Genomic DNA, 14,295 nt, shown 5'->3' with positions numbered 1-14,295 from the left:
TCATCCTTGCGGCACGCGGAGTTCGATCCAGAAGACACTGCCTACCCCCATGGTGCTTTGCACTCCGACGCGGCCTCCCATCAACTCGGTCAGGCGCCGGGTCAGGACCAGGCCAATGCCCGTCCCTTCCGTTCCCTTGGACTCCTGCCCGAGCCGGTTGAAGGGTTGGAACAGCTGCGACATCTTCTCCTCGGACAAGCCCTCACCCATGTCCTGCACGCGGATGCATAGCGTCTGCTGCGCGTCGCTGCTCACCGTCACATCCACCACGCCATTGACGCGGTTGTACTTGATGGCGTTGGACAGCAGATTCACGATGACCTGCTTGAGCCGCAAGGGATCGGCTGTGGCCACCAGCGAATCGCTGAGCACCGGAAAATTCACCTGGATGCCGCTGCGTTCCGCTTGGGGGGCAATCAGGCTTTGGCAATCAGCCAGCACTTGCGATATGGCAACCGGTTCCAGTGACAGCGCGAGTTTTCCGGACTCAATGGACGACAGATCCAGTATCTCGTTGATCAGCGCCAGCAGATACCAGCCCCCGCGCAGGACCATCTGGATATTTCTTTGCTGCAGCGTGGTCAACTCCGGGGTACCCGACTCCAGCAACTGCGCAAACCCCAGGATGGAATTGAGCGGCGTGCGCAACTCGTGGCTCATGCTGGAGAGAAAGTCCGACTTGGCCTGGTTGGCACGCTCGGCCAGGGCGGTGGTGCGCTGAAGTTCCAGGTTCTTCTCCAGCAGAACACGGTCCAGCTCCTTGCGGACGCTGACGTCGGTATTGATGCTGATGAAGTGCGTCAGTCGACCCTGGCCATCGCGTACCGGGGAGACCACCAATTGGTTCCAGAAGTGGCTTCCATCCTTGCGGTAGTTGACGAACTCACCGCTGAAGTCCCTTTGCGCCTGGATGGCCTGCATGAATGCACACTGCGTATCCGGATTGGTCAACGGTCCATTGAAGATGCTGCAGGAAGCACCGATCAGCTCCGGCTCGGAGTAGCCGGTCATCGTTAGAAAGGCCTGATTGGCGGAAACCACCTGCAACTCCGGACTGGCGATCAGCACACCCTGTGATACAGCCTTGAGTGCAATGTCGCTGATGCGTATGTGGTCCTGCTCCAGCTTTCTTTCATTCACGTCGGTCAGCACCAGTCGGTGCAGCGCCTTGGTGGTCGATCCGGAGTCGAAGGTGGAACGCAACAAGCTCCAAAAGGTACTGCCACCGGCACGCAGCAGACGTACCTCACACGACTGGGGAAGGCCCGTATCAAAGAGTTTCTTGCGGTGCAGATAGTAGATATCCTGATCCGCTGCCCAGATGAAGTTCTGGAAGCGTTTGCCCACCAGCGCATCGCGCGACAAGCCCAGCAGACTGCCTCCTGTGAGGTTGGCCTCCAGAATGATTTCCGCCTCGCTCAAGGTGCAATAGCCCACAGGCGCCAGGTCATACAGATCAAAGTAGCGGCTACGCGCGGCAGCGAGCTCAATCTGCATGCGACGCAGCTCCTCGTTCTGCAGCTCCAGTTCAATCTGATGGACACGCAGTTCGTGCACCAGTTGTCTGGAGGTCAGTGGGCTGACGATTGCACGGCGCTCCTGCCGGTCTGCTTGCCGCACATCCAGCGCGTCCAGGTCGGGCTTTTGTGGCGCTGCAGAACTATCCTCGTCCGAACCAATACCCATATCGCACCTCCAGGGGGGTGGCAGGTGGCTATGCAGCTTGCACTGCGCAGGTTCATCCGCCGTGGCTCGACAAAGAGCCAGAAACAAATCGCTGCCCATTGGATGGGAAGCGGACTTCTTGGGTACGAAGAACCGATCAGGCTTGGCTGACCCTAGTTTGCAGGGATGAAGAAAAACATGGCGGCCCCTCCCGGAGCCACGCTGTCCCACGGCTTCGTGGGCTTTAGCTATTGGGCCATTCTATGCCAGGGGCTGCACCACTACTTGATCTGAAACAGTTTCACACGATTGCGGTTCAGGTGTCGCTTGGTTGAAGATGTAGAGTGACCCGATCCGCAGGATATTCAACCCGACTCAGGAGTCCCACGACATGCCCAAACGAACTTTCCCCCTGGCGAAGGTGTATGGACTGCTGGAAACCGGCCCGGTACTGCTGCTGACAACAGCGCACAAGGGGGCGTCCAATGTCATGACACAGTCATGGCACACCATGATGGAGTTCGAGCCACCGATGGTGGGATGCGTGGTGAGCAAAGGCAACTTCAGCTATTCCGCGCTCAGGGCCACCCGAGAATGCGTGCTCAACATTCCGACTGCTGAACTTGCGAAGAAGGTCGTGCAGTGCGGTAACAGCACCGGCCAAGCCATGGACAAGTACCAGGCATTCGGCCTGACCCGCACCCCGGCATCGCTGGTCGCCGCGCCCCTGATTGCCGAGTGCTACGCCAGCCTGGAGTGCCGGGTCGCCGATACGCGCATGGTCAATCGCTACGGCTTCTTTGTGCTGGAGGTGATCAAAGCCTGGGTAGATACTTCAATCAAGAAACCGGACACGCTCCACCACCGGGGACATGGCCTGTTCATGGTGGCAGGGGACACCATCAAGCTGGCTTCCAAGATGAAGTGAGGCTTCTTTCGGTTGCACCACAACATCACCGATAATCCACCCTGCTAGAGGTGCCACCGCCGGTGGCTGAGAAATACTCTTTGAACCTGATCTGGGTCATGCCAGCGTAGGGAAGCCCGCTTCGCTGCTCTTTGCATGGTCCCGGTCCCTGACCACACTAGGAAGACCATGACCGACCTGCTCTCCCCCTCCGACATCTGGGCCGACATCACCGCTGTGCGAGAGCGTGCCCCCCTGGTACACAGCATCACCAACTTTGTCGTGATGAACCTCAACGCCAATGTGCTGCTGGCCGCCGGTGCATCGCCCGTGATGGCCCATGCCCACGAAGAGGTGCAGGCCATGGCCGGCATTGCGCAGTCGCTGGTTCTCAACATCGGCACGCTGGAGCCCTACTGGATCGAGAGCATGCGCCTGGCCTTGCAGACCGCCACACAGCGTGGCATTCCCACGGTGCTGGACCCGGTGGGTGCCGGTGCCACGGCCTACCGTAACGAGAGCATCGAGCTGTTGCTGGGCACCGCTGCACCCACCGTCATTCGCGGCAATGGCTCGGAGATCATGAGCGTGGCTGGTGCCAATGTGCAGACCAAGGGCGTGGACAGCAGTGCCGCATCCAACGATGCGCTGGGTGCGGCGCGCGCCCTGGTGGCGCGCACCGGTGGCGTGGTGTGCGTGAGCGGCCCGACCGACCACATCGTGGACGGCAAACGCTGGGCATTGCTGGGCAACGGCCATGAATGGATGACCCGCATCACCGGCGTGGGCTGCTCGGCCACGGCCCTGATCGGCGCCTTCTGCGCCGTGCAGCCCGACGCCTGGCGCGCCACAGTCTCTGCCATGGCGCTGATGGGCGTGGTCGGTGAAGTGGCTGCCGAAAAGGCCGTGGTACGCCGCCAGGGCGTGGGCAGCATGCAGGTGATCATGCTCGACGAATTGCAGTTGCTGGACCAGGCCACATTGGAGCAGCGTCTGAAGATGGAATTCAAGCCTTGGTAACTCACGCTCAGGCCACACCTTGGAGCCGCGAGCGGCTGCGCGAAGCTCTGCGCCTGTATCTGGTCACCGACCAACCCAGCCTGAAAGGTCGCACCTTGACCGATGTGGTGCTGGCTGCGGTGCAGGGCGGCGTGACCTGCGTGCAACTGCGCGAGAAGCACGCAAACAGCCGCGACTTCCACGCGCTGGCCATGGCCCTGATGGACCTACTGCAGCCCTTGCAGATTCCGCTCATCATCAACGACAGGCTGGACATTGCCCTGGCGTGTGGCGCACAGGGTGTGCATCTGGGGCAAAGCGATCTGCCGGTGGCAGCGGCACGCGCCTTGCTCCCGCCGGGGGTCTTCATCGGCTGGTCGGTGGAGACACTGGACGAAGTGATGCAAAGCGCGAGCCTGCCGGTGGACTATCTAGGCGTGAGCCCGGTCTATGCCACTCCCACCAAGACCGATACCGCCACGCCCTGGGGACTGGATGGTCTGCAGCGCGCACGCGCCGCAACGCCGCTGCCGCTGGTGGCCATTGGCGGCATCCATGCCCACAACGCTGCTGCCGTGTTGCAGGCCGGGGCCGATAGCCTGGCCGTGGTCAGTGCCATCTGCTCGGCCGATGACCCGCGCAGCGCCAGCCAACACTTGAGAGACCTGATCGATGCCCATTGATTTGCCATTCACCTACCCCCGTGTACTGTCCATTGCCGGCTCCGACAGCGGCGGTGGCGCCGGCATTCAGGCCGACCTGAAGACCTTCAGCGCGCTGGGCTGCTTTGGCATGACGGCCATCACCGCCCTCACCGCGCAAAACACCCAGGGCGTGCGCGCCATCCATGGCGTGCCGGCGCAGATGCTGACCGATCAGATCGATGCGGTGGTGGAAGACATTGGCGTGGATGCCGTCAAGATCGGCATGCTGCACTCCCCCGAGATCGTGCGCACCGTGGCCCAGGCCATTGACCGTCACGCGCTGCAGAAAGTGGTGTTCGATCCGGTGATGGTCGCCACCAGCGGCGCGGTGTTGATCGACAACGAGGCCATAGACGTCCTGGTGCGTGAGCTGTTTGCGCGCACGGCTGTGATCACGCCCAACCTCGACGAAGCGGGGCTGCTGGTGAAGCGCAAGCTTCAGAATGAAGCCGACATGGAAGCCGCAGCCAACGCCCTGCTAGCCATGGGCGCCAACGCGGTGCTGGTCAAGGGCGGGCACTTGCAGGGTGAGGCAGTGAGTGACCTGCTGGCGCTGGCGACCGGCGAGAAGGTCTGGATGCGCGACAGCCGCATCCACACGCCCAACACGCATGGCACCGGATGCACTCTGTCTTCGGCCATCGCCGCCCATCTGGCGCTGGGCCAACCCCTGGCAGAGGCGGTGCAATCTGCCCGCAGCTACATACGGGGCGCCCTGCTGCACGGTGCGCAGGTGCGCACCGGCAAAGGCAGCGGACCACTCAACCACGGCTACGCACCCCAGGCCATGGTGCGCTTGCCGCGCTGAAACGCTCAGGGTTTGCGGGTCACGACCGCCAGCACGCCGGTCAGCAGCAGGGTGGGCAAGGTGGCACCCCACTGCGGCGCCAAATTCGTCAACACCTGGAACACGACAATGCCTGCGATCCAGATGCCGGCGGCGACAAAATCCACCTTCACGCCCGAGCTACCCCGGGTTTCTGCAAAGCCCAGGCGCCCCAGGATCACGCCATACAGTGGCACGAACACGGAGCTGAGCATCAGCAGGAAAGGCTCCAGGTCGTGCATGGGCAGCACCAGTGCCAGCACGGTGCACAGCACCGCCAGCAGCATGCCCCAGGTGCGGATGGACCACTTGGGTAATAGGCTGTGGGTGGAAACCGCGCCGGAATACACATCGCCATAGGCGTTGTCGATTTCGTCGACCAGGATCAGGCTCAGCGCAATCAGGCCGCCTTGCGCCAGCAGCAAGGTGCCCACCAGATCGGCGTCGGGGGCCGACACACTGGCCACCATCACACCCAGCGCGTAGCACCAGACATTGGCCACCGCGTAGCCGACCCAGGTACCCGAGAAGGCACCGCGTCCGCTCTTGCCAAAGCGTGCATAGTCCGCCACCAGCGGCAACCACGACACCGGCATGGCAATGACCAGATCCATGGCAGCAAGCAGGCCCATGCTGCCGTCACCCGCGCGGTCCATGAAGGCAGCGAATCCGTGTGACTGCACCTTGCCACCAAACTGCCAGCTCAGCCACAGCAGCGACAGCAGCACCAGCGGCAGGCCATAGCGGCCGATGATCTTGCGCACCAGCTGGGTCATGGACCCGGCCAGCAGCAGCGTCAGCACCGCGCCCCACAACAGCGTGGTCGCCGCGTTGCCCACCCAGCCTTCGAGCGGCAACCCCAGGGACTGTTTGAGAATGGCCAAGGTGCCATCGCGCATGATGACCAGCTCGAACGTGGTCCAGCCGATCAGTTGCGCGATATTGAGAAACACCGGCAGCCGGGCAAACCAGTGACCGTAGGTCTTGTGCATCAGGCCCGCGCTGGTGAGGCCGCTGTCCGCGCCCAGCTTGGCAGTCCAGGCCAGCAGGCCTGCACCCACGGCGGTACCCAGCAAGATGGCAATAGCCGCATCACGCGTGCCTACAGCGGGCACCAGATAGGCGCCCATTTGCATCACCAGCAGGCCCACCCCCAGGCTGAACCAGAGCGAAGCATGCTCATGCCAGCTGAAGACGCGCTCACTGGCGGGCAGGCTGCCCAATGCGTAATTGGTAGATCCGGACGAAGTGCCGGTAGTTGTCGTTGCCATCCTGTTGCTCCATGCAAAAGTGTTGGCAGGTAAGCGGGAGACTACGGCTCAGTGCCGTCTGAAACTGCTTCCCTGCGCGAGGATTACCTCAATCAGGTTCAAAGGGACTTTCTCAGTCAGTCCGATTGCGCGGACCAACACCCCTAGCGAATGTGCTCCAGCGAGCACGGGCATATTGTATGTTCTGTGCTCAGGTGCTCAGAAACGGGTCCCCGAATGGCCCAAAGAGAAAGCGCCTGCCCGGCGTTCCGGTCAGGCGCTTACCGTGTTTGCAACACGTGCGTCTTGCAAACGCCCGCCACAGCGGACGGGCGGATGGAACAATTAATTCAGAATCAGCGCGTTGGTCATGTCACCCATGGGCGATGCACCATTGGCCTTCAATGCGGCGTCACGCGCGGCAAGGCCGGGCAAGGTGTCCAGACCAAAGGTTCTTGTAATGAGGCGCAAGACCGAGCCCGTGTCGTATTGGGTATGGTCCACGGTACCGGATTTGGCCCAGGGCGAAATCACCAATGCGGGAATGCGCGTGCCAGGGCCAATCTTGTCACCCTTGGGTGGTGCCACATGGTCCCACTGACCACCGAACTCGTCGTAGGTCACCACGATTGCCATGTTGTTCCACTGCGGGCTGGCCTGCAACTTGGCGATCAGGTCTGCAATCCGGGCATCGCCATCGGAGATGTTGGCGTAGCCGGGATGTTGGTTGTAGAGCCCCTCCGGTTTGTAGAAAGTCACGGCGGGCAATGTACCTGCGGCGGCATCGGCGACCAGATCGGTGTAGTCCTTCAGATGTGCCGTGCGGTTGGCGGTATTGGCCACCGGATCAAACTTGGCGTAGTAATTGAACGGTTGGTGATGCGGCTGAAAGTCCAGGTTGGCGGTCGTTGCAACGCCAAAGGTGTTGCCGTTGTAGATCACATTGCGGGTGGCCGTCGGTGCCTGCATGCCGTCTGTCACCGCGTTGTTCCAGGAGCCCGAATACCACTTCCAGCTCACCTTCTTGGCATCCAGCAAATCACCGATGGTGGTGGCGGTTTGCGGGGGCAATGTGGTGGCCTTGGTGGTGTCGGCATACAAAGCATTGTTGCCAGTCACGTTGGCGGGCGGATTGCCGCTGGGCTGGTAAGGCGCCTGCATGGTGTTGACGGCGTAGAACTTGCCATCACCAAAATAGTTGGCGGGTGTGATGTTGCCGCTCAGCAGGAAAGCGGCTGGACCTGTCATTGCCGAGGCCGGGCTGGTGCCTTTGACGGTCAGTTTGGGAAGGTAATTGCCCGACGCATCGGTATCGAGTTTCGCAATGGTAGGCGCTGCGGTCGCCGTATCTGCGTTGGGATATTCCGGCGCACAAGCACACACCAGGTACTGGTGGTTCAGAAAAGAGCCACCATACGCCGCCTGGAAGAAGTTGTCTGCCAGCACGTACTGCTTGGCCAACTTGAACATGGGCGACGCACTGTAGTCAAAGCCTCCCATGGTGAGACCACCACCATCGGCCCACGCAGCAAACATGTCGTTCTTGCCACCGTTGATTTGCATCTGGTTTTCAAAGAAGCGGTGAAAAAGGTCACGTGTCACCGTGCTGGTGGTCAACTTGGAGCCAGAAGCCGCGAAAAAAGCCGTTTCCACTGAGAAAGGTGCATTCGGCAAATTGGCACTTTGCGCCTGCGTCACAACCGGCGTGACACCACCAGCCGTAACACCGCCCCAGGTTTGCGGCAGCGTGGCCAGTACTGTAGTGCCATCACGGTCCTTTTGAGGAATATAGGCGGAAGTCGGGTTGCCATTGGCATCCAGCACAGCATTGAGTCCGTTGGCCCCTGGGAACTTGCCGTACAGGCTGTCGAAAGAACGGTTCTCTGCGTATATCACCACAACGTTCTTGATTCTGGATTGCAAAACCTTGGTCGGATCAGTGTCTCCGCTGCCGCAGGCGGTAAGTGCCAGAGCGGCTACTGCTGTGAGTGGGAACCATGCTTTCATCGGCGAATTCTTCATGAGCGCTACCAAAATTTGTTTGTCGAAAGGCCCAATGTATCGACGCATTAAGACAACTTCATGAAGGTGGAAGGTCTTGTCACCCAACCGTCATACGGCAAAAGTAAGCTGAATGCATGCAAGTTCACGTTCTTTGCCGCTTTCTGAGGTGCTCAGCGGCGCGCGTCGTCACGCCCACTCTTCCCATTGCCTTGTTGTGCTCCGTTTGGCTGACCGCTTGCAATCCGGCAACGCCTGCCCTATCTGCACCGGCACATGCGGCCTCAGCCCCAGCACCACAACGCTCTTTCTATGAGACGGCATTCGAGCGCCGCCCCAGTGCAAAAGAACTCGCAGAGTTGGGCAAGGCCCTGTTCTTTGACACGGCTCTGTCGGCGTCCGGCAAGATGTCGTGTGCGTCCTGCCATAGTCCGCAACATGCCTACGGCCCACCCAATGCACTACCTGTGCAACTGGGTGGCCCGGCCCTACGCACGCCCGGACTGCGCGCGGTGCCATCGCTGACCTATCGCCAGCAAACACCACCGTTCAACGAGCACTTCAGTGATAACGATGGCAACGACAGTGAGGACCAAGGCCCTACCGGCGGAAGCACCTGGGATGGCCGTGTCAGCAGTGTTCATGAGCAAGCCCAGCTCCCCCTGCTGTCGCCGCTGGAAATGGCCAATGCAGACTCGGCCAGTGTGGTTCGGCAGTTGCAGCAATCTGCCAGCGCGCGGCGCATGCGCGAAACTTTTGGCCCCCACGTACTGGACACGCCCGACAAGGCCTGGAACGGCTTGTTGTGGGCGCTGGAGGTGTTTCAACAGAATCCTGAAGACTTCTATCCCTACAACAGCAAGTACGATGCCTTTTTGCGGGGCCAAACCCAACTCAGCCAACAGGAGCTACGCGGTATGCGTGCCTTCAACGATCCGGAGAAAGGAAACTGCGCATCCTGCCATGTGAGCGCTGTCAAACGCGGCGCATTCCCGGACTTCACTGACTTCGGCCTCATTGCCCTGGGCGTGCCGCGCAACAACAGGATTGCCGCCAACGCAAACAAAGACTGGTATGACATGGGGTTGTGCGGCCCCATACGCACGGATCTGACGGATCACAAGGATTACTGCGGCAGGTTCAAGACACCGTCGTTGCGCAATGTGGCAATACGCAAGAGCTTCTTCCACAACGGCGTATTCCACACATTGGAGGAGGCCGTGGCCTTTTACGTTGAACGTGACACCCGCCCCGAGAAATACTACCCACGCAACAGCAAAGGCGAAGTGCAGCGTTTCGACGACCTACCCAACGACCTGCAAATCGCCATCAACACCGACGCCCCATTTGGTGGCAAGCGTGGTGACAAGCCTGCGCTCAATGCCGCCGAGGTCCGCGACGTGGTCGCGTTCCTGCGCACGCTCACCGACGGATATAAGCCGCCAGCGAACTCACACTGACTAGCGCCTGCGCTCCATCTTGGTGTCTTCGTAAAAGCGCGTCTTGGCAGCGAACATGGCCTTGTCCGCCTCATGGCTGAGTGCATCTACGTGGGTTGCGGATTGTGCCGTGGCGATGCCGATGGCCAGGCTGAGTTTGCGCCCGGTGTAGTACTGGTTGTTGATTTCCAGCAAGGACTCCACGCGCTCCTTGAAGGCCTGGGCCACGCGTTCGTCACAGCCTGGCAGCAGTGCAATGAACTCGTCGCCTCCCACCCGTGCCACGCAATAGTTGGTGCCAGCCGAAGCGCTGCTGAGCACCTCGCCCACGCGGCGCAGCATACCGTCGCCTGCCGCATGGCCTTCCACATCGTTAACGGACTTCAGCCCGTTGAGATCCATCGCCAGAATGCTCAGCGGCCACGGGCCGCGGCGCGAAATACGGTTGAGCTCCTCCGTGTAGAAGGCGCGGTTGTGCAGCTTGGTCAGCGAGTCGTGCTTGCCCAGGAATTCCAGATAGGCTTCGGCCTTCTTGCGTGCGGTGATGTCCACCAGAGACACCAGCACCAGGTCCCACGTGTCTTCGTGCCCGCTCAGGACGGAAAACTGCATGTGAATGTTAATCAGCGAGCCGGCCAGCGAGTAGTTCACCACTTCGCGCATCTGGTTGGTACTGCCGTTCCACAGGTCGGCCAGCTGCTCGGTGAATGACACATGCATTTCGTCGCGAAACACCACATCCAGCCGGGTCAGCAACTCTTCCTTGGTTCTGGCAGCAAACATCTGCAGCGTTTGCCGGTTGACGTCCAGCACCTTGATCTTTTCCGCACAGCGCACGACGAAGTCCGGGTGCACGCTCACGAACGTGCGGAAATCCTCTATGCCCTGCGCGCGCGCCTCGTCCAGCAGCTGCTTCACACCGCTGAAGTCTTCCACCCAGAGCGACACCGGCGAATAGTCAAACAGATTGCGGGCATAGCGCTCACTGGCAATCAGATCGGCGCGCGCCTTCACTTTGTCGGTCACATCTTCCAGCGACACCATGACGCGGTCCCAGGTGGACTCGTGCCCCTGAAGAACGCTGACGTTGATCTGCACATCCATGCGGCGGCCATCCAGCGCGTAGTTCACGGTCTGGTTGGAAAAGCTCAAGTTGCCGGACCACAGATGCACCAGCTCGGAGAGCATCTGGTCCAAGGTGTCATCCCGGAATACCTCGTGCAACCGGCTGACCAGATCCTGCTGGTCGCGTGCGGCAAACAGGCGCAATGTCTGCTGGTTGACCTTCAGCACCTTCAGGCTGCTGGAGCACTGGGTGATCAATGCAGGGAACTGCCGCAGATGCGATGCGATGTCCGTCACACCCTGTGCGCGCCAGGCATCAAACAGGGTCTTGAGTGCACTGTAATCCTCAAGCCACAGCGATATGGGTGCCGAATGAAACATCTGCTCGAAATCGGCAGAGATGGATGGCTCAGTGCGGGTGGTTGGCAAGCTCATTTTTTTGACACATCGAATGGATGCGCCATTGTGACATCAGGATCTGCCAGCAAATCGATGCAGATAAGCCTCCAGGTCCCTGGCTTGCAAGGGTTGGCTGAACAGATAGCCCTGGCAGAACCTGCAACCCTGGCTATGAAGAAACTGTTCCTGGGCTTGCGTTTCCACACCCTCCGCAATGACGTCAAGTCCCAGGCTTTCGGCCAGCAGAATGACCATCTTCGAAATGGCGGCATCATTGGGGTCGGACAGGATGTTTCTGACGAACCCCTGATCGATCTTGAGCTGGTCCAGCGGCAACCGCTTCAGGTAGGACAACGATGAATAGCCGGTGCCAAAGTCATCCAGCGAAAAGCAAACGCCATGGCTTTTGAGCTTGTTCATCTTGGCGATGACGCCTTCCACATTGGTGACCAGCAGGCTTTCGGTCAACTCCAGCTTGAGCAAGCGCGGATCGGCACCGGTTTGATCCAGTACGGCAAGTACCTGCTCAGCAAACTTTTCCTGGTGGAACTGGCGCGCGCTCACATTGACGGCGACGGTCAAATGGCTGGTATCGGGATTGGAAGACCACGCGACCAATTGCGCACAGGCCGCACGCAGCACCCAGTCGCCTAGCGGCAGAATCAGCCCCGTCTCTTCAGCCAACGGGATGAATTCCGACGGAGAAACAATGCCCCGCTGCGGATGCTTCCAGCGCACCAAAGCCTCAACACCCAGCACGCGGTGATCCTTGGATACCTGGGGTTGGTAATGCAACACCAGTTGATGCTGGTCCAGCGCCTTGCGCAGGCCAGCCTCGAGCTCCGCACGGGCCGCCACCACGGCTTGCATATTGGGATCGAAGAAACGCAAGGCGTTGCGCCCTGCAGCCTTGGCCTGGTACATAGCCATGTCGGCGCGCTTGAGCGGCTCGTCGATGCTTTCGTTCTTGACGCTTCCAAACAAGGTTACGCCGATGCTTGCCGTGCTGTAGTGGCGATGCCCGGAAATTTCGTAGACCTGATCGAGCGCTCTGAGAATTTTTTCGCCAATGGCTTCGGCCTGTGTGGCCGCATCCAATTCATGCAGACTCAGGTCTTCAAGCATCACAACGAACTCATCGCCACCTAGACGCGCCACCGTATCCCCTTCGCGCACGCAATGTGACAGGCGCCTGGCCACTTCCTCCAGCAGCCTGTCCCCCACTTGATGTCCCACGGTGTCGTTGATGGTTTTGAAATTGTCCAGGTCAACAAACAACAAGGCGCACCGGTGCTGCCGCCTGGAGCTGTTGGTCTGCGCCATGGCCAGCCGATCCATCAACAGCCTTCTGTTGGGCAACTGGGTCAGCGGATCGTAGAAAGCCAGGGTCTTGATCTGGTCTTCCGCCACCTTGCGCAAGGTGTTGTCCGTGAAGGTTCCAACGTAGTGGGTGGCAACGCCTGCGCCGTCCCGCACGGCGGTGATGGTCAACCATTCGGGGAAGACCTCACCGCCTTTACGGCGGTTCCAGATTTCGCCTTCCCAGGTTCCCTTCTGCGTGATGGATTGCCACATCTCGGCATAGAACTCCGGCCCGTGCCGCCCCGAACTCAGCAACTTCGGCGTCTTGCCGACAACCTCTTGCGCTGAGTAGCCCGTGATGTCGGTAAACGCCTTGTTGGTTTTCAGAATGGCCAGTTTGGCATTGGTGATTGCAATACCCACACGCGACTCGAATGCGGTCGCGGCAATCTTCATCTCCTCCGCGGCCAGCTTGCGTTCGGTAATGTCTTCTCCCACGGCCTGAAAGTGCGTCACAACGCCACCGGCATCGAAAAAGGCCCGGTTGGTCCATTGGTGGTATCCCACTTCACCCGCCGGGCCAACATAGGTCTGCTCATGGGCTTCCACAGGCTGCTGCGGCGTCAGCTGCGACAGGCGTTTCTGCACCACCTGTCGGTCGAACTCATTGAGGAAGCTCAGGAAATTCAACCCTACCAGCTGAGGCGGCTCCATGCCGACCAATTTTGCAATGGCCTGGTTCGCGAAAGTCAGAACACCGCCCGGCAAGTAGGTCACGATGAACGCTGGCAAGTCGTTTGCCAGCTGACGGTACTTTTCCTCGCTTCTCTGCAACTGGGTCTCTGCGTTCTTTCTGTCGGTGATGTCCGATGTGACACTGATGATGTGCGGCACTTCCCCCAGCCGGATCACGGCAGCCGACATGAGCCCATCGATGATGAAGCCGCGCTTGGTCCGGAACTGTGCGTCCAGATTGATGACCATCCCATCGGTCTTGAGCCCCTGCACCAGGCGGGCCCTGTCTTCGGCATGGACCCAGATGTCCACTTCAAGAGACGTTTTGCCTATGACATCCGACTCCTCATAGCCCGTGATCTGGGTGAAGCCATGGTTGACCGAAACATACATCCCGTCTTCAAGGCGAGTGATATTCATCGCATCCGGGGTCAGGAAGAAGGCCTTGCGGTACATCTCCTCGCTGAGAACGAGTCTGCGCAGACTGTGCGCGGACTCTTGTGAATCCTGTGGCGGAGCAAGCGCTGAATCCCGCTCTGCGGGCGGCTTGTCTGATCCTGCGCGCTTGTGTGTCATCTAACCACGTTTGAAATACTGGTGCAGCTCTTTGTCGTTGCGCCTGATATGCAAGGACAGCCAGTCCCGCAACACAGTCGACAACTGGGACGCCACCGTGATGCTGCCGTTCTGGTACTTCTTCTCCAGACTCAGGAGGTCCTCGATGAACTTCTCATGTCCGCGCTGATGTCCCTCCATATGGGGGAAATGCATGCGGGCCATCAGCTCTTCTTCGGTCTTCAGGTGGGTCTTGGTGTACTTGATCAGTGAAGCCAGTATGTCTGCCACCACCGCCTGCCCCTCTCCCACGCTGGTTGCCGTGTGCAGATCATTGACCAGGTCCACCAGCCGGTGATGGTCCGCATCGATGGCCCCGCCATCGATCTCCATGTCTTTTGCCCATTCGAAATACGCCATACGAATCACTCTGCCTTTATGTCATCAC

11 protein-coding genes and 2 riboswitches are annotated in these 14,295 nt (G+C 60.0%); of the genes, 5 read left to right on the top strand and 6 right to left on the bottom strand.

Annotated elements, in window-relative coordinates; genetic code table 11:
- Nucleotides 1–1,686, bottom strand: coding sequence for a PAS domain-containing protein (locus AAGF34_RS14345; RefSeq protein WP_342616405.1), 1,686 nt, complete (start codon nt 1,684–1,686; stop codon nt 1–3).
- A 370-nt stretch (nt 1,687–2,056) separates the two neighbouring features.
- Here AAGF34_RS14345 and AAGF34_RS14340 point away from each other — a divergent pair, with 370 nt between their 5' ends.
- The 4 genes from AAGF34_RS14340 (at nt 2,057) to thiD (ending at nt 5,083) form a co-directional block, all read left to right on the top strand.
- Nucleotides 2,057–2,593: a flavin reductase family protein gene (locus AAGF34_RS14340; protein ID WP_342616404.1), complete on the top strand. Its 537-nt coding sequence runs from the start codon at nt 2,057–2,059 to the stop codon at nt 2,591–2,593.
- Between the two features lie 36 nt (nt 2,594–2,629).
- Nucleotides 2,630–2,723, top strand: a riboswitch (TPP riboswitch).
- A gap of 38 nt (nt 2,724–2,761) precedes the next feature.
- Nucleotides 2,762–3,592, top strand: coding sequence for a hydroxyethylthiazole kinase (gene thiM, locus AAGF34_RS14335; protein WP_342616403.1), 831 nt, complete (start codon nt 2,762–2,764; stop codon nt 3,590–3,592).
- Nucleotides 3,586–4,254, top strand: a complete 669-nt coding sequence (gene thiE, locus AAGF34_RS14330) for a thiamine phosphate synthase (RefSeq protein WP_342616402.1) — start codon at nt 3,586–3,588, stop codon at nt 4,252–4,254. The genes thiM and thiE overlap by 7 nt, the downstream gene beginning before the upstream one ends.
- Nucleotides 4,244–5,083, top strand: a complete 840-nt coding sequence (thiD, locus tag AAGF34_RS14325; protein ID WP_342616401.1) for a bifunctional hydroxymethylpyrimidine kinase/phosphomethylpyrimidine kinase — start codon at nt 4,244–4,246, stop codon at nt 5,081–5,083. The genes thiE and thiD overlap by 11 nt, the downstream gene beginning before the upstream one ends.
- Nucleotides 5,084–5,088: 5 nt before the next feature.
- On the opposite strand, the gene AAGF34_RS14320 is transcribed toward thiD, so the two are convergent.
- Entirely contained in the window at nt 5,089–6,372 is a 1,284-nt protein-coding gene (locus tag AAGF34_RS14320; RefSeq protein ID WP_342616400.1) for a cytosine permease, read from the bottom strand.
- A 52-nt stretch (nt 6,373–6,424) separates the two neighbouring features.
- Nucleotides 6,425–6,527: riboswitch (TPP riboswitch) on the bottom strand.
- Nucleotides 6,528–6,696: 169 nt separating this feature from the next.
- The gene (acpA, locus tag AAGF34_RS14315) at nt 6,697–8,358 is read right to left on the bottom strand and encodes an acid phosphatase (protein WP_342616399.1); all 1,662 of its coding nucleotides are present in this window, start codon (nt 8,356–8,358) and stop codon (nt 6,697–6,699) included.
- Nucleotides 8,359–8,489: 131 nt separating this feature from the next.
- Here acpA and AAGF34_RS14310 point away from each other — a divergent pair, with 131 nt between their 5' ends.
- Nucleotides 8,490–9,812, top strand: a complete 1,323-nt coding sequence (locus AAGF34_RS14310; protein ID WP_342616398.1) for a cytochrome c peroxidase — start codon at nt 8,490–8,492, stop codon at nt 9,810–9,812.
- Here AAGF34_RS14310 and AAGF34_RS14305 read toward each other — a convergent pair whose 3' ends face one another.
- From AAGF34_RS14305 to AAGF34_RS14295, 3 genes are read right to left on the bottom strand one after another with little or no spacing between them, the layout of a single operon-like run.
- Nucleotides 9,813–11,291: a GGDEF domain-containing protein gene (locus tag AAGF34_RS14305; RefSeq protein ID WP_342616397.1), complete on the bottom strand. Its 1,479-nt coding sequence runs from the start codon at nt 11,289–11,291 to the stop codon at nt 9,813–9,815. It abuts the gene before it with no gap.
- A 36-nt stretch (nt 11,292–11,327) separates the two neighbouring features.
- A complete protein-coding gene (locus AAGF34_RS14300) occupies nt 11,328–13,868 on the bottom strand; it encodes an EAL domain-containing protein (RefSeq protein ID WP_342616396.1) in 2,541 nt (846 codons plus the stop codon).
- Nucleotides 13,869–14,267, bottom strand: coding sequence for a bacteriohemerythrin (locus tag AAGF34_RS14295; RefSeq protein WP_342616395.1), 399 nt, complete (start codon nt 14,265–14,267; stop codon nt 13,869–13,871). It lies immediately after the preceding gene.
- Between the last annotated feature and the right edge of the window lie 28 nt (nt 14,268–14,295).

This window comes from Rhodoferax sp. GW822-FHT02A01 (assembly GCF_038784515.1).
Lineage (GTDB): Bacteria > Pseudomonadota > Gammaproteobacteria > Burkholderiales > Burkholderiaceae_C > Allorhodoferax.
Note: the sequence above shows the minus strand (reverse complement) of the source record. Positions and strands in the feature narration are given on the sequence as shown.